The 15,133-nt window shown below is 61.5% G+C and carries 19 protein-coding genes; 8 read left to right on the forward strand and 11 right to left on the reverse strand.

What is annotated here, in order from left to right; all coding sequences use genetic code 11:
- Nucleotides 1-428: 428 nt before the first annotated feature.
- Entirely contained in the window at nucleotides 429-584 is a 156-nt protein-coding gene (locus ACI3EV_RS00380) for a DUF1328 domain-containing protein (protein WP_337692128.1), read from the reverse strand.
- Between the two features lie 151 nt (nucleotides 585-735).
- Nucleotides 736-1,857, reverse strand: coding sequence for a beta-ketoacyl-ACP synthase III (locus ACI3EV_RS00385; RefSeq protein WP_337692127.1), 1,122 nt, complete (start codon nucleotides 1,855-1,857; stop codon nucleotides 736-738).
- 216 nt (nucleotides 1,858-2,073) lie between these two features.
- Between ACI3EV_RS00385 and ACI3EV_RS00390 the strand changes: the two genes are divergently transcribed.
- The 4 genes from ACI3EV_RS00390 (at nucleotide 2,074) to ACI3EV_RS00405 (ending at nucleotide 5,717) form a co-directional block, all read left to right on the forward strand.
- Nucleotides 2,074-3,474, forward strand: a complete 1,401-nt coding sequence (locus ACI3EV_RS00390; protein WP_329771829.1) for an aspartate kinase — start codon at nucleotides 2,074-2,076, stop codon at nucleotides 3,472-3,474.
- A gap of 64 nt (nucleotides 3,475-3,538) precedes the next feature.
- Nucleotides 3,539-3,892, forward strand: coding sequence for a zinc ribbon domain-containing protein YjdM (locus ACI3EV_RS00395; protein WP_329771827.1), 354 nt, complete (start codon nucleotides 3,539-3,541; stop codon nucleotides 3,890-3,892).
- 19 nt (nucleotides 3,893-3,911) lie between these two features.
- Nucleotides 3,912-4,436, forward strand: a complete 525-nt coding sequence (locus ACI3EV_RS00400) for a retropepsin-like aspartic protease (protein ID WP_329771826.1) — start codon at nucleotides 3,912-3,914, stop codon at nucleotides 4,434-4,436.
- 57 nt (nucleotides 4,437-4,493) lie between these two features.
- Entirely contained in the window at nucleotides 4,494-5,717 is a 1,224-nt protein-coding gene (locus tag ACI3EV_RS00405) for an MFS transporter (protein ID WP_329771824.1), read from the forward strand.
- Between the two features lie 82 nt (nucleotides 5,718-5,799).
- Here ACI3EV_RS00405 and ACI3EV_RS00410 read toward each other — a convergent pair whose 3' ends face one another.
- Both ACI3EV_RS00410 and ACI3EV_RS00415 read right to left on the reverse strand, forming a co-directional pair.
- Nucleotides 5,800-6,669: a pirin family protein gene (locus tag ACI3EV_RS00410; RefSeq protein ID WP_337692126.1), complete on the reverse strand. Its 870-nt coding sequence runs from the start codon at nucleotides 6,667-6,669 to the stop codon at nucleotides 5,800-5,802.
- 54 nt (nucleotides 6,670-6,723) lie between these two features.
- Nucleotides 6,724-7,326 carry an ATP-binding protein gene (locus ACI3EV_RS00415; protein WP_337692125.1) on the reverse strand — a complete coding sequence of 201 codons (603 nt, stop codon included), beginning with the start codon at nucleotides 7,324-7,326 and terminating at the stop codon, nucleotides 6,724-6,726.
- Between ACI3EV_RS00415 and ACI3EV_RS00420 the strand changes: the two genes are divergently transcribed.
- Together ACI3EV_RS00420 and ACI3EV_RS00425 are read left to right on the forward strand one after the other, a co-directional pair.
- A complete protein-coding gene (locus ACI3EV_RS00420) occupies nucleotides 7,325-8,041 on the forward strand; it encodes a DUF2238 domain-containing protein (RefSeq protein ID WP_337692124.1) in 717 nt (238 codons plus the stop codon). The two genes, ACI3EV_RS00415 and ACI3EV_RS00420, sit on opposite strands and share 2 nt — an antisense overlap.
- 101 nt (nucleotides 8,042-8,142) lie before the next feature.
- Complete coding sequence (locus tag ACI3EV_RS00425) at nucleotides 8,143-8,451, forward strand: ferritin-like domain-containing protein (RefSeq protein ID WP_329771817.1); 309 nt, start codon at nucleotides 8,143-8,145, stop codon at nucleotides 8,449-8,451.
- Nucleotides 8,452-8,499: 48 nt separating this feature from the next.
- Here the strand turns inward: ACI3EV_RS00425 and ACI3EV_RS00430 are convergent, their stop codons facing one another.
- The 7 genes from ACI3EV_RS00430 to ACI3EV_RS00460 all read right to left on the reverse strand — a co-directional run bounded on the left by ACI3EV_RS00430 (nucleotide 8,500) and on the right by ACI3EV_RS00460 (nucleotide 12,358).
- The gene (locus tag ACI3EV_RS00430; protein WP_329771816.1) at nucleotides 8,500-8,721 is read right to left on the reverse strand and encodes a DUF2788 domain-containing protein; all 222 of its coding nucleotides are present in this window, start codon (nucleotides 8,719-8,721) and stop codon (nucleotides 8,500-8,502) included.
- A gap of 178 nt (nucleotides 8,722-8,899) precedes the next feature.
- Complete coding sequence (locus tag ACI3EV_RS00435) at nucleotides 8,900-9,316, reverse strand: Spy/CpxP family protein refolding chaperone (RefSeq protein ID WP_337692123.1); 417 nt, start codon at nucleotides 9,314-9,316, stop codon at nucleotides 8,900-8,902.
- Nucleotides 9,317-9,452: 136 nt separating this feature from the next.
- The gene (cueR, locus tag ACI3EV_RS00440; RefSeq protein ID WP_337692122.1) at nucleotides 9,453-9,914 is read right to left on the reverse strand and encodes a Cu(I)-responsive transcriptional regulator; all 462 of its coding nucleotides are present in this window, start codon (nucleotides 9,912-9,914) and stop codon (nucleotides 9,453-9,455) included.
- Nucleotides 9,907-10,119, reverse strand: a complete 213-nt coding sequence (locus ACI3EV_RS00445) for a heavy-metal-associated domain-containing protein (RefSeq protein ID WP_329771812.1) — start codon at nucleotides 10,117-10,119, stop codon at nucleotides 9,907-9,909. The genes cueR and ACI3EV_RS00445 overlap by 8 nt, the downstream gene beginning before the upstream one ends.
- Before the next feature lie 141 nt (nucleotides 10,120-10,260).
- Nucleotides 10,261-10,899 carry a flavin reductase family protein gene (locus ACI3EV_RS00450; protein ID WP_337692121.1) on the reverse strand — a complete coding sequence of 213 codons (639 nt, stop codon included), beginning with the start codon at nucleotides 10,897-10,899 and terminating at the stop codon, nucleotides 10,261-10,263.
- A gap of 222 nt (nucleotides 10,900-11,121) precedes the next feature.
- On the reverse strand, nucleotides 11,122-11,778 hold the full coding sequence (locus ACI3EV_RS00455; RefSeq protein ID WP_329771809.1) for a trimeric intracellular cation channel family protein: 657 nt from the start codon (nucleotides 11,776-11,778) through the stop codon (nucleotides 11,122-11,124).
- Between the two features lie 247 nt (nucleotides 11,779-12,025).
- A complete protein-coding gene (locus ACI3EV_RS00460; RefSeq protein ID WP_329771807.1) occupies nucleotides 12,026-12,358 on the reverse strand; it encodes a YkgJ family cysteine cluster protein in 333 nt (110 codons plus the stop codon).
- Nucleotides 12,359-12,515: 157 nt separating this feature from the next.
- Here ACI3EV_RS00460 and mnmG point away from each other — a divergent pair, with 157 nt between their 5' ends.
- Both mnmG and rsmG read left to right on the forward strand, forming a co-directional pair.
- Entirely contained in the window at nucleotides 12,516-14,477 is a 1,962-nt protein-coding gene (gene mnmG / locus ACI3EV_RS00465) for a tRNA uridine-5-carboxymethylaminomethyl(34) synthesis enzyme MnmG (RefSeq protein ID WP_337692120.1), read from the forward strand.
- Nucleotides 14,474-15,130 carry a 16S rRNA (guanine(527)-N(7))-methyltransferase RsmG gene (rsmG, locus tag ACI3EV_RS00470; protein WP_329771805.1) on the forward strand — a complete coding sequence of 219 codons (657 nt, stop codon included), beginning with the start codon at nucleotides 14,474-14,476 and terminating at the stop codon, nucleotides 15,128-15,130. Before mnmG ends, rsmG begins: the two co-directional genes overlap by 4 nt.
- Nucleotides 15,131-15,133: the final 3 nt, after the last annotated feature.

A 15,133-nucleotide genomic window follows, 5' to 3' on the forward strand; every position in this document is an offset into this window, starting at 1 on the left:
CAGCAACTTGAGCGAAGGCCCGCTCGGCTGCTTCTCACCAATCTCCCATTTCCGCACCGTGAAAGGGCTGTATTGAGCACGGAAGCAAGCACCATTTGGCTGAGCTTCAGATGCTCGCGCAGTGCGCGAATGCGTTCGCTGTCATAAGGTGGGATGGGTTCCATGCACAGCGCATCCAGCTTCTGCTGTTTGGGTTTGTCGATGAACCCCAAGCGATGTAGATCCGAAGCTGTTTCGTGCACAGCCTCCAAAATTCCGCTCTTAGGGAGGGTCTGCTTCTCACGTGTCGCCCCTCCGTTGCCAATCCCGCAAGTGCGCACCGCGCACCCGATGCCTCGCATTTGGCACAACAAAAAACGGCTGCCGCCCCAAGGCAACAGCCGTTTTCCGGTCCATCCTGACGTCACGCATCAGGCTTCATCCCTGCGTCATCGACGCTTGAACAGCAGCGACACCACCGCCAGGATCAGGAAGACCACAAACAGGATCTTGGCAATGCCGGCAGCGCCGGAAGCGATACCGCCAAAGCCCAGTACGGCGGCGATGATGGCGATCACGAAAAAGACGACAGCGTAGTGAAGCATGGTGTTCTCCTTGGTTTCCCACTTGAGCCATCCGCAGCGCAGACGCTGTGTCTGCTTCCTGTGCGAATCGCCATGACTTCACTGTAAGCGTGCCGGCTGGCTGGCCGCATCAGCCGATACCGCTGTCACGTGTAGGACTGGATCGACGCAATCAGGTCTTGCGCACCACCACGCTGCCAATCGAATATCCGGCTCCAAACGAGCAGATCACGCCCAGATCGCCCGCCTGCAGGTCTTCGCTGTGGCGATGGAAGGCGATGATGGAACCGGCCGATGCGGTGTTGGCAAACTCGTCCAGAATCACCGGTGCTTCGTCAAAACCCGGTTCATGGCCCAGCAGGCGCTTGCCGATCAGCTGGTTCATGCTCAGGTTGGCCTGGTGCAGCCAGAAGCGGCGCACGCCGGCAGCGTCCAGCCCCAGCGACTGCAGCTGCGCGCTGATGTGCTCGGCGGCCATCGGGCAGACTTCCTTGAACACCTTGCGACCTTCCTGGCGGAAAACCTGATCGCGGTCTTCCGGATTGCGGTCTTCCGAACGGCTCATGAAACCGGCGTTGTTGCGGATATGGTTGGAGAACTGCGTTGCCGCTCGCGTGCCCAGCACCTCCCAGCGGTTGGCAGAGCGGGCCTCTTCGCTGCGCTCCAGCACCACCGCCGTGCACACATCACCAAAGATGAAGTGGCAGTCACGGTCGGTCCAGCAGTGGTGCGCCGAGGTGATCTCCGGATTCACCACCAGCGCCTTCTTCACCTGGCCGGTCTTGATCGCATTGATGGCCTGCTCCAGACCGAAAGTGGCAGAAGAGCAGGCCACGTTCATGTCAAAGCCATAGCCCTGTGCGCCCAGCGCATGCTGGATTTCCACCGCCATCGCCGGGTACTGGCGCTGCATGTTGGAGGCGGCACAAATCACCATCTCGATCTCGCTGCCTGCCACGCCGGCATTCTGCAGCGCCTGCTGCGCAGCTTCCACGGCAATCTCGGCCATCAGCGAGATCTGCTCATCCGGGCGCGGCGTCAGCTTGGGGCGCATGCGCTGCGGATCCAGCACGCCGGCCTTGTCGATCACGTAACGCTGGCGAATGCCCGATGCCTTGAGAATGAATTCCTCGCTGGATGGCGGCATCGCCGCCACTTCGCCAGCCTCGATGCGCGCCGCATTCTGCTGGTTGAACTGCTCGGCATAGGCGTTGTACGACTCCACCAGCTCTGCGTTGCTGATGACCTGGGGGGCAACCCACAAACCGGTGCCGCTGATGGTGACTTGGTGCATGGCAATATGAAACAGGAATGACAGTAATCCCTCCATTGTAGGTCGCCCACCCTGTTTACGAACGATCGTTCACCCACATTGCCGCCGATATCTGCCTGTTTTTTCGCCATTCCCCCTGTCAACGGCAGCAAAATCACGTGAAAATAACGGGTTAGCTAGAATGGATCGAACCAGCCCGGTATGGCCCCATACAGGCGACACGCACAAGAGGAAAGCATGATTTCGGTTGAAAAAATTGGTGGAACGTCGATGACGGCCTTTGGCGATGTGCTGCGTCACATCATGCTGTACGACAAGTCCCGCATCTACGGTCGCATCTACGTGGTGTCTGCCTACTCCGGCGTCACCAACCAGCTGCTGGAACACAAGAAGACCGGCGAGCCCGGCATCTACGCCCTGTTCGCGCACAACAAGGATTACGCTGGCGCGCTGGCTAACCTGGGCGCCAGCCTGAAGCAGATCAACGCCGGCTTTGCCGATATCGGCCTGCCGCTCGACGTTGCCGATGCCTTCGTCGACCAGCGCATCGGCCAGGCGCGTGACCACCTGCAGGCGCTGCACCGCGTGCTGGCCAGTGGCTACCTGAACCGCGACAACGTGCTGCTGGCAGCACGCGAGATCCTCGCTTCCATCGGCGAATCGCACAGCGCCTTCAACTCGGTCGAGATCCTCAAGGCCAATGGCGTACCCGCCGTGCTGATGGACCTGGCCGGTTTTGACGATCACGAGGCCTGGACCATTGACGAGCGCATCCACCACAGCTTCAAGGGCGTGGATGTGGCCAACAGCGTGATCGTCGCCACCGGCTACACCAAGGGCACGGAAGGCATCATGCGCGAGTTTGACCGCGGCTATTCCGAAGTCACCTTCAGCAAGATCGCCGTCGAGATCAAGCCCGACGAGGCCGTGATCCACAAGGAATTCCACCTGTCCTCCGCCGACCCCAACATCGTCGGCCTGGAAAACGCCGTCATCGTCGGCGCTACCAACTACGACGTGGCCGACCAGCTGGCCGATGTCGGCATGGAAGCGATCCACCCCAAGGCCTCCAAGCCGATGGAGCACGCCGGTATCCCGATCCGCCTGAAGAACACCTTCGAACCGGACCACCCCGGCACCCTGATCACCAAGGACTACGTCGGCGAACGCGCCCGCGTCGAGATCATCACCGGCAGCGACAAGGTCACCCTGATCGAGATCCACGAGCCCGACATGGTCGGTGAAGTCGGCTTCGACCTCAGCGTGCTGGAAATCCTGCGCCGCCACAAGATCTCCTACATGGTCAAGGCCACTAACGCCAACTCCATCGCCCACCTGATGTGGGACAAGTGCGTCACGCCGGAACTGATCGAGGAGCTGCAGGGCCGCTTCCAGGTGGTCACGGTCAAGCCCAGCGCCATCGCCTGCGTGATCGGCTCCAATATCGCGATTCCGGGCGTGCTGGCGCGTGCCGCGCAGGCGCTGGCCGATGCCAACGTCAACGTCAACGCCATCTCGCAGACGCTGCGCCAGGTCAACATGCAGTTCATCGTCGATCGCGACGACTACAAGCCGGCCATCAAGGCGCTGAACCAGGCGCTCTGCGTGCAGCCGCGCATCCCGGTGCCGGTGGCCTGACCGCTGCGGTTCCCCGCCCTGTCGCCGCGCTTGACTTTCCCCCAGGCGCGGCGACAATCCGGCCATGACTGACAGTACCTACCCCGACTGTCCGCAGTGCGGCCAGTCCCATACCTATACCGATACCATCAGCTACTTCTGCCCCGATTGCGGCCATGAATGGCCGATGCAGGCCGATGAGGCCGACAGCGCAGAAGCCGCCGACGTGATTCGCGACGCCAACGGCACACCGCTGGCCGATGGCGATGCCGTGATCCTGGTGAAGGACCTGAAGGTCAAGGGCAGCTCGCTGGTGCTCAAGAAAGGTACCAAGATCAAGAGCATCCGCATTGCCGATGGCGGCGGTGGCCACGATGTGGACTGCAAGACCGAGCATGGCAGCATCATGCTCAAGTCCGAATTCCTGAAAAAGGCCTGATCCGGGCCTTCACGCCTGTATGCCGCCGCCCTCCGTCGCCCGCACTGCCCGCCTCGGCACGGTCTGGATCCTGCTGTTCTGGCTGCTGCTCGGTGCCGGGCTCTACTACGTGTTCCAGCTCCAGGAGCAGCGGCAACAGGATCGCTACCAGTCCTATACCAACAGCGTCGGCGAGCTGGTGATCCCGCGCAGCCCGGACGGCCATTTCTACGTCAAGGGCGAGATCAACGGCGAGCCGCTGCGCTTCATGGTCGATACCGGTGCCAGCATGGTGGTGGTCAGCGATGCCTTCGCCGACCGCGCCGGCCTGCAAGGCGGTGCCAGGGCGATCTTCCAGACCGCCAACGGCGAGCGCCCAGGCCGCGTGCTGCGCGACGTGCCGGTACTGGCCGGCGGCCTCAGCCACAGCCGCACCGAAGTCGGCATCGGCCTGATCATGGACAATGACGATTTCGGCCTGCTCGGCCAGAGCTTTCTGTCGCAGTTTGACCTGCTGATCCAGGATCGCCAGATGGTGCTGCGCCCACGCGGCAACAGCCGCTGACCCTGCCCGGCTCACGGCTATGGCGCAGCAGGCGCCAGATGCGGCAGAATCGGCTGCATGCAAGCCTCCAACACCCCCACCCCTCCCGCTTCCCGCAACCGCCTGTTGTTCACCTCGGGCACGGCCTGGCTATTCGACGCCATGGATGTGGGCCTGCTGTCCTTTGTTCTGGCCGCACTCAAGCTGAGCTGGGACCTGACGCCGGCGCAAATGGGCTGGCTTGGCAGCATCAACTCGATCGGCATGGCCGTGGGGGCGCTGGTATTCGGCATCTGGGCCGACCGCATTGGCCGCCGCCGCGTCTTCATCATCACGCTGCTGCTGTTCTCGCTGGCCAGCGGCCTGAGCGCCTTGGCCACCAGCCTGGTGGTGCTGATGCTGCTACGCTTCCTGATTGGCGCCGGCCTGGGCGGCGAGCTGCCGGTGGCATCCACCTATGTGTCCGAGCGCGTACCCACGCATGAGCGTGGCCGCGTCGTGGTGCTGCTGGAAAGCTTCTGGGCCGCCGGCTGGCTGCTGGCCGCACTGATCGCCTATTTCGTGATCCCGCAGTTCGAGCCCGATACCGGCTGGCGCGTGGCCATGCTGCTGGGCGCGCTGCCGGCACTGTACGCGCTCTACCTGCGCCGCAGCCTGCCGCAGGACGAACCGATGCTGGAACGCGCCAGCGTGCCGCCCTGGACGCAGCGCCTGGCGCTGCTCTGGTCGGCTCCCTACCGCCGCAACACGCTGATGCTGTGGGTGCTGTGGTTCATGGTGGTGTTCTCCTACTACGGCATGTTCCTCTGGCTGCCCAGCGTGATGGTGGGCAAGGGCTACACCCTGATCAAGAGCTTCGAATACGTGCTGATCATGACGCTGGCACAGCTGCCCGGCTATTTCACCGCGGCCTGGCTGATCGAGCGTGCCGGCCGCAAGTTCGTGCTGGTGGTCTATCTGCTCGGCACCGCCGCCAGTGCCTGGGCCTTTGGCAATGCCAGCACCGAAAGCACGCTGCTGCTCTACGGCGTGCTGCTGTCCTTCTTCAACCTCGGTGCCTGGGGCGGCCTGTACGCCTACACGCCCGAGAACTACCCCACCGCCATCCGTGGCAGCGGCGTCGGCACCGCAGCCGCCATTGGCCGCGTCGGTGGCATCCTCGGCCCGCTGATGATCCCCATGCTCGGCGGCGCCGGCTGGAACACCAGCGCCATCTTCACGCTGTTTGCGGTATCGATCAGTATCGGTGCGCTGGCGGTGCTGCTGCTGGGCAAGGAAACGAAAGGGCAGGAACTGGCCTGACAAAAAACGCCTGCGCACGATTGTGGCAGGCGTCTTTGGCTAACCGGCTGCTCCTCAGGAAGCAGCCGTTTTTTTTACCCATTCAGGCCGGCTGCTGCACCAGCTTGCCGCTCTGCATGTCGCGCAACGCCTGGAAGATCTGCTCCTGCGTGTTCATCACGAACGGACCGTACTGCACGATAGGCTCGTGCAGCGGCTTGCCGGCAATCAGCAGCACCTTGCTGTCCACGCTGGTCTCCAGCACCACGCCATCCGATCCCGGTGTCTGCGCCAGGATGCCCAGACGCTGCGTGCCCACGGCCTGGCCGCCTACCAGTACCTTGCCACGGTAGACATAGACAAAGGCATGGTGGCCTTCCGGAATCGGCTGCTCAAAGCGGCTGCCGGCCGGCATGTGCAAGTCCAGATACATCGGCTGCGTCACCGGGCGCTGCACCGTGCTGGCCGCACCATGGCTTTCACCGGCAATCACGATCACTTTCACGCCTTCGGGCGTGGTCAGCTGCGGCAGGTCATCCGCCTGGAAGTCCTGGTACCGCGCACACATCTTGTCGCTGGCCGGCAGGTTCAGCCAGAGCTGAAAGCCTTCCATCGTGCCTTCTTCCTGTTGCGGCAGCTCGGAGTGGATCACGCCGCTGCCGGCCGTCATCCACTGCACGCCGCCGTTTTCCAGTATGCCTTCGTTCCCGCCACTGTCGTTGTGCTTCATGCGGCCGGCAATCATGTAGGTGATGGTCTCGAATCCCCGGTGTGGGTGGTTCGGAAAACCGGCGATGTAGTCATCCGGGTTGTCGCTGCCAAACTGGTCCATCATCAGGAACGGATCCAGCCGCTGTTGCAGCTCCTGTGCAATCACGCGCGTCAACTGCACGCCGGCACCATCGGAAGTGGGCTGGCCGGCCACAATATGCTCCAACTGGCGCGGGGTCTGGATCGTGGTGTCTGTGCTCATGAACAATTCTCCTTTGTCTTCGTACATGGATGCACTTGCAACGATTGCAATACGCTAGGACGTGCGGCCCTGCTGTTCCACCAGCAGCAACATTTCCAGCAGTTCACGGTAGCGCGTACCGTCATCCTGCGTGTTGTCGAACTGGAACAGCTCCGGGTACTCATCCGGATTCGGCTGGAACAGCCGCGTGCGGTACTGATCCCAGTGCTGCAGCTTCCATTCGTCGTTCGGGTTGCCGCGCAGCTCGATACGTCGACGCGCCTCGGCTTCCTGCAGATGCACCCAGACCACGGTGATCTGCACCTCCGGCCCGACGCGCAACCAGTCGCGATCGATCAGCTGGTGCGCCTTGATCTCGCGCGACAGCGGCGCCACCACCAGCACATGTGTACCCAGCTCCAGGTTGTCGCGCGCCGTATCCAGCAGGCCCGCATATTCCGGATTGCGCAGGTTGTCCAGATAGACTGGGCTGTCGCGGTCGTTCGGGTTGCCCGTCAGCACGCCCATCACGGCCGAGCTGAAATTGCCGTACAAGGTGTCCTTGTCCAGCATGCAATAGGAATCCTCGCTGCGGTCATTGAGTTCACGTACCAGCCGCTTGGCCAGCGTGGTCTTGCCGGTACCGGCGTGTCCGCACAAAAAGATGAGATGGGGCATGGCAGTGGTATCGTGGAAAAAATCGACGCGCCTGATCAGCGCCATGCACCCATTATCTGGAGTTCCTGCAACCATGTCGTCCACCAGCCCTTCTGATCCGCGTCAGCCGGCCCTGATGCTGGCCTCACTGGCCATGCTGCTGATTCTCGCCATTTCCTGGTGGCTGACCGGCGACCGCATGACCTGGCTGCTCGAAACCCTGCCGGTGATGATCGCGCTGCCACTGCTCTGGGCCACGCACCGGCGCTATCCGCTCACCAGCCTGCTCTACGGGCTGATCTTCCTGCACTGCGTGATCCTGATCTATGGTGGCATCTACACTTACGCCAAGACGCCATTCGGCTTCTGGCTGCAGGACTGGCTTGGCACCATGCGCAACCCCTATGACAAGATCGGCCACTTCGTGCAAGGTTTTGTGCCGGCCATGATCGCGCGCGAGATCCTGCTGCGCGGTGACCATGTACAAGGACCGAAACTGCGCGCCTTCCTGCTCGTCTGCGTGGTGATGTTCATCAGCTCCTTTTACGAACTGCTGGAGTGGTGGGTGGCACTGCTGAGTGGCGAATCGGCCGAGGCCTTTCTCGGTACCCAGGGTGATCCGTGGGATACCCAGTCCGACATGGCATTTGCCCTGCTGGGCGGTATCTGCGCCTTGTTGCTGCTGTCCGGCCTGCACGACCAGCAGCTGCGCCGGCTGCGCTCCATCCGGCGCTGATGGGTCGGCCAGCATGCGGTTAATGCTGACATGCGCTGCAACATAACCGGGCTATAGTGGGTTTTCCACACTGTCGTGGGCCAACTGCCAAAGGAGGCTACATGTCTAACGAAGGTTATCACGAGCCAATCAACGAACTGACCGACGCCACGCGCGACATGCACCGCGCCATCGTGTCCCTGATGGAAGAGCTGGAAGCCGTGGACTGGTACAACCAGCGCGCCGATGCCTGCAAGGATCAGGGGCTGAAGAAGATCCTGGAGCACAACCGGGACGAGGAGAAGGAACACGCCGCCATGACGCTGGAGTGGATCCGCCGTCAGGACCCCAAGTTTGACGAGTACCTGCGTGAATTCCTGTTTACCGACGGCGACGTTCTGGACGCCGAAGCCCAGATGCACAAGAAATAATCGGCGTGCGGGCTACGCATGCTGCACGCACCGGCGGCGGCATGCGCCTTACAGGATCTGGCCCTTTTCGATGATGTACTCGATCAGGAGCTTGGCGACAAAGCCGGTGAAACCCAGGCCCAGCGCCAGGAACAGCCAGAAGGTGCCGGTCTTGCCGGCCTTGGACTCCCAGGCCAGTTGCGCAATGATGAACACCATGTACAGCATGAAGGCACCCACGCCAAACGTAAGGCCAAACCAGGCGATCTGCTCTTCGTTGTATCCAAACATGCCGTGTACTCCCATCTCGTGCTGCAAGGGCGTCGAGCGCCCGAAAACCGTGCCGCTAGTGTAATCCAGCCCTTCATGACCATGATGGCGTTGTCGGCACTCCCGGCCTGTTGCAGCCGCCAGAAACAGCAATGGCCTGCTGATGCAGGCCATTGACTGGGTGAAGGGCAGCGGCTGCTTACTTCTTCTTGGCAGGTGCCTTGCGCGGCTGCGGCTCGGGCTGGGCCGTCATGTCATCAAACACCTTCTTCTGGTTGGCGTCGAGCGCGTTATACAGCGCCAGGTTGGCGTCATAGCGGCGATTCATGAAGGCGCTTTCCTCGCTCATGCGCTGCTTCAGGAAGGCGATGCGCTGCGTCGTGTTCATGGCGTTGAACTGCTTGGCAGACGGCGTGGCGCTCGGGCGGAAGTCCTGGCCGTAGGTGCTCATGAAGCTGTTCCAGGCACCTTCCTGGGCAGCGGTGATCTTCAGCGCAGCCTTGGCCTGCTGCATGGGCGCAGCGCCCTGCTGAGCGTGTGCCACGCCGGCCAGGCCGACACCGGCGGTCAGGGCAATCGCCATGGCTGTCTTGCTGATCATCTTGCTGATAGTCATATCTTTCCTTGTCCTTGGACACTTGCGCGGTCACCACCGTGGCGCTCCGCATACCTTGCAGTATTGCCCGGAATGGCATGGCCATGCGTTATCAGGCCTGAAGTTTTGTAACCAAACCTGCCATCCGTGCCATCGGTCACGCTCCGCAAGCCTGTCTGCAATCGTTAGCGCCATAGTCTGCCAGCGAATCCAGGATCGGGCATTCGGGGCGCGCATCGCCATGGCAGGCATGGATCAGCGTGCGCAGCGTGTCCTGCATCGCCTGCATATCGGCAATGCGCTGTGCCAAGGCATCTGCATGGCGTTGTGCCAGTTGCCGCACCTGGGCGCTGCTGCGTCCCTGGTCACGCCACAGGCCGAGCAGCTCGGTCAGCTGCTCCATGCCAAAACCCAGACTGCGCCCGCGCTGGATAAAACGCAGCGTGTGGATATCGTTCTCGTCGTACAGCCGGTAGCCGCTCTCGCTGCGCGCAATGCCGGGCAACAGTCCCAGCGATTCATAGTGTCGGATCATGCGCGCCGACAAGCCGGACAGGCGCGTGGCCGTGCTGATATGCACGGGCCACTGCACGGTATCCGGCAAGGGCTGGTCAGCCATTCAGGATCTCGGTCTCGTAACCTTCCTCGATGATGGCAGCACGCAGCGCAGCCGCATCGGCACCGGACTCGACTTCCACAAGATTGGCAGCGCGGTCAATGCGCACTTGTGCCGCGGCATCCACCTGCTGGATCGCCTGGGTCACGGCTTTTTCGCAGTGGCCGCAAGTCATGCCGGTAACCTGGAAACGCTGGATCTGGGACATGGTTCTTCCTTTCAGTGTGTGGCCACTACCCGATGCAGCAGCCATGGACACATGATGCACCTTGCCAGCATGTCAATGTCAAGCCGGCTGATTTGTCGGCCTTGCCAGCATGGTGTTTCACGTGGAACATGAACCTGGTGTTCAGGCCTTGACCACCGGGCGCGACAGGTACTGCTGTTCGCGCGTGGTGCTATAGCCATCGCCACCCAGCTTGCCGAGCGCATCATGCTTTGTCGGATCAATACCCTGTTCGCTGGCCACGCTGTCATGGACTTCAATGCCGATCACATCGAGCAGCATCATGGTGCCTCCCATGTGCAGCGTCGAAATCGGCAGCACCTCGCGCAAGCGGCATTCGTAGCGCACCGGCGCATCAGCCACCGCTGGCACATCGACCAGCTGACTCGGCACAGGCTGCAATCCAGCCAATTCAAATTCGTCAACGTCTGGTGGATACAGGCCAGCCGACGTATTCAGCACCTGCAACTGCGAAGAGGCTGCAATCTGCACCACGCATTCCCGGGTTTCGAGCAGATTGCTCAGCGTGTCCTTGTGCGGTCGTGCTTCGCTTGCGTTGGGCGGATTCACCTGGGTGACGCACAGCACTGGCGGATTCACGCTGGCCACGTTGAAGAAGGAGTACGGTGCCAGGTTGGCGATGCCGGCAGCACTGCGCGTGCTGATCCAGGCAATCGGGCGAGGAACGATGCCACCAACCAGCAGCTGGTAGACATGGCGCGGAGCCAGCGGGGCATCCGCCTGGGTCAGATCAAAAAACATGGTGGGTCTCTCTTAATATATCCATCAATATAACATCTGAAATTGCCTAATAAACAGGCAAATCAGTGGATTTCGGCCAGAGCAGACAGCCTGAAAGCTGCTTGCAGCCTTTCCAGCTCCCTGGCGCGTTTTTTGGCCTGTCAGGCCATCCATGCCAGCATCAGCATGAAAAAACGCCTCCAGCGGCCTGCCGGAGGCGTTGCAAGCCAGGATCAGACCGGGTCAGTGGCCATCCAGCTGCGGCAGCTTGACACCAAAGAAGGCCAGCAGCAGGCGACCACCGGCAATCACGCTGGCTGCCACCACGATGTTCCAGAAGGTATTCATCCAGTTCAGATGGATCAGGCCCAGCAGCAGCCAGTTGCCGACAAAGGCCACGCTGGCATAAGGCGAGGGATCGCTCATCAGCATTGGCTTCTGGTTGCAGACGACATCACGCAGCAGGCCACCAAAGGTGGCGGTGATCACGCCAATCATCACGCAAGGCATGGGTGGCCAGCCCATCAGCAGGGCCAGGTGCGTACCGGTGGCACTGAAGATGCCCAGGCCGATGGCATCAGCCACCATGATGATGCGGTTCGACAGCAGTTTCGTGACTTTCAGCGTCACGCTGGACAGCACCGACATGAACAGGATGCCCCAAAGCAGTTCGCTTTGCGTGACCCAGTAGAACGGACGCTGCATCAGCATGATGTCGCGCAGGGTTCCACCACCAAAGGCTGCCAGAAAGGTGGCGATGAAGGTGCCGACGGCATCAAGCTTGTTGTCACGCGCGACGAACAGGCCCGACAAGGCAAAGGCAAAGGTCGCAATGACTTCGAACGCAAAGAACACGGTCTTTACGTCGATGGGGATGGTTGGAACAGGTACGGAGAACATGGCGTGGCGTCTTTTTGTTCAGGGCGAACTTGTCCCCTGTCTTTTAAAGAATCTTATATATATAAGTAGTAGTAGTAATAGAGGGCAGACGGTTCCTGTGGATAAGCACTTTTTTGCTTTCTGATTCAATAGCTTGGCCTTTGCCACAACAGGTGCATGATCGCGTATCCGGGCTGTGGAGTCACCGACAACAATTGTCACCCCGATCCGGAATCTGTGGATAAGTCCCTGCTTATGCAAAACTTGTCTACAGGGTTGTACCTTGACGTGCCCAGGATGGGGCAGTAAGTCGCTCCAGTTGGTCGAGAAACTGCATGGCATGGACCCGGGCGCGCGCCGGATCGGGATCGCTGCCGCACATATCCACAGCCGGGGCCAATTGGCTGCAGACGGCCGGTCTGCCGGGTTGGCCAAACAGGCGGCAGCGCAGTTGTTCATCCAGTTGTCCACAGGGAATGCCAGCCGGTTTGGGCCTGGCCGGACCACCCTGCGGATCCGGAATCGGGCTGCTGATGCTGGGCGCGATGCAGCAGGCAGCACAGCCAGGCCGGCAGGCTATCGCAGGTTGTTGATTGGTCATCGGAGTTCCAGAGTGAACAGTCGGTGTGCAGACAGGATCAGCCCCAGCCGCTAAAATGGCGTCCCGGAAGCTTTTTTTCCAGGCACGTCCCCTCTCCGGCAACCCGGTCCGGTGCGTTGGCGTGCTTTTTTGTCCAGTCCTTGTCAAGCGGTTATACATGATTTATCCACAGGAATTCGACGTCATCGTGGTCGGTGGCGGCCATGCCGGCACCGAAGCGGCGCTGGCTGCGGCCCGCATGGGTTGCCAGACCCTGCTGCTCACGCACAACATCGATACCCTGGGTGCCATGAGCTGCAACCCCAGTATCGGCGGTATCGGCAAGGGCCATCTGGTCAAGGAAGTGGATGCCCTCGGCGGCGCCATGGCACTGGCCACGGACGAAGCCGGTATCCAGTTCCGCACGCTCAATTCCAGCAAGGGCCCGGCCGTGCGAGCCACGCGTGCCCAGGCGGATCGTGCACTGTACAAGGCGGCCATCCGCCGCGTGCTGGAAAACCAGCCCAATCTCTCGCTGTTCCAGCAGGCCGTGACCGACCTGATGGTGGAAGGTGATCGCGTCACCGGTGCCGTGACTGAAGTCGGCATCCAGTTCCGCGGTCGTACCGTGGTGCTGACGGCTGGTACCTTCCTGGATGGCCGCATCCACGTGGGCCTGAACAACTACCAGGCCGGCCGTGCCGGTGATCCGCCGGCGGTGTCGCTGTCGGCGCGCCTCAAGGAGCTGCAGCTGCCGCAAGGTCGCCTCAAGACCGGCACGCCGCCGCGCCTGGATGGCCGCAGCATCGATTACAGCAAGCTCGAGGCACAGCCGGGTGATGGCATGCCAGGTGGCCTGAATCCGCAGCTGCCGGTGTTCAGCTATATGGGCTCGGTCGCCATGCACCCGCGCCAGGTGCCGTGCTGGATCACGCATACCAATGCGCGCACGCACGACATCATCCGCAGTGGTTTTGACCGCAGCCCGATGTTCACCGGCAAGATCGAAGGGGTTGGCCCGCGCTACTGCCCGAGCGTGGAAGACAAGATCAACCGCTTTGCCGACAAGGACAGCCACCAGATCTTCCTGGAACCGGAAGGCCTGGATACGCACGAGATCTACCCCAACGGTATCTCCACCAGCCTGCCTTTCGATATCCAGTACGCGCTGGTGCGTTCCATGCCGGGCCTGGAAAATGCGCACATCCTGCGTCCTGGCTACGCCATCGAATACGACTACTTCGATCCGCGCAGCCTCAAGGCCAGCTTCGAGACGCAGCAGATCAACGGCCTGTTCTTTGCCGGCCAGATCAACGGCACCACCGGTTATGAAGAGGCAGCGGCACAAGGCCTGTTCGCCGGCTGCAACGCCGCGCTGCAATGCCTGGGCAAGCCGGCCTGGTTGCCGGGTCGTGACCAGGCCTATCTCGGTGTGCTGGTTGATGACCTGATCACCAAGGGCGTGACCGAACCCTATCGCATGTTCACCAGCCGTGCCGAATTCCGCCTGCAGTTGCGTGAAGACAATGCCGACATGCGCCTGACCGAAACAGGCCGTGAACTGGGCCTGGTGGACGATGCCCGCTGGGATGCCTTCAACCGCAAGCGCGATGCTGTTTCACGTGAAACAGAGCGCCTCAAGTCGACCTGGGTCAACCCGAAGACCTTGCCGGCAGAAGAAGCGGTGCGCGTGCTGGGCAAGGCGATCGACCATGAATACAACCTGGCCGACCTGTTGCGACGACCTGAAGTGACTTATGCCAGCCTGATGTCGCTGGATGGCGGCAAGTACGCCCATCCCGAGCTGCCTGTTTCACGTGAAACAGCGGCAGCGGATGACCAGGCCGCCATCATCGAGCAGGTCGAGATCGGCATCAAGTACGCCGGGTATATCGATCGCCAGAAGACCGAGGTGGAGCGCGCTGCCTACTACGAGCATCTGGCGTTGCCACGGGATTACGACTACATGCAGGTGCCGGCTCTGAGCTTCGAGGTGCGCCAGAAGCTGAACCAGCACAAGCCGGCTACCTTGGGCCAAGCCTCGCGCATCAGTGGCGTGACCCCGGCGGCGATTTCGCTGTTGCTGATCCATCTGAAAAAATCCCGGCAACTGCCGGAACAGCAGGAGGATCGGGCATGAGCATGGAAGCCGAGCTGCGCCAGGGTCTGGCAGCGCTGTCCCTGCCCTTGAGCGATGAACAGGTGAGCCAGCTGCTGGCCTATCTGGAGCTGCTGCAAAAATGGAACCGCGTCTACAACCTGACGGCAGTACGCGATCCGCAGCAAATGCTGACGCACCACCTGCTGGACAGCCTGGCCGCCGTACCGTCCTTGCTGGCATATCATCAGCAGTATGCAGCCAGCAGCTTGCTGGATGTCGGTTCCGGTGGTGGCCTGCCGGGCGTGGTGTTTGCCATCTGTTGCCCGAAGCTGCAGGTGCATTGCGTGGACACTGTCGGCAAGAAGGCTGCCTTCATCCAGACCGCCGCGACCCAGCTGCGCCTGCCGAATCTGAAATCCATCCATGCCCGCGTCGAGCAGCTGCAGGATCGTTACGACCTGATCAGCAGCCGTGCCTTTGCCACGCTGGCCGATTTCACTGCCTGGTCGCGCCAGGCGCTGGCAGACAATGGTTGCTGGATGGCGCTCAAGGGCAAGCATCCGCAGCCGGAGATCGATGCGCTGCCGCAGGGTATCGCCGTGTTTCACGTGGAACAACTGCAGGTGCCGCAGCTTGATGCCGAGCGCTGCATCGTCTGGATGCGGTTGCAGGCCGACAATACTGCAGCTTAATCG

Source organism: Allobrachymonas wangyanguii (genome assembly GCF_045055315.1).
GTDB classification, from domain to species: domain Bacteria; phylum Pseudomonadota; class Gammaproteobacteria; order Burkholderiales; family Burkholderiaceae_C; genus Brachymonas; species Brachymonas wangyanguii.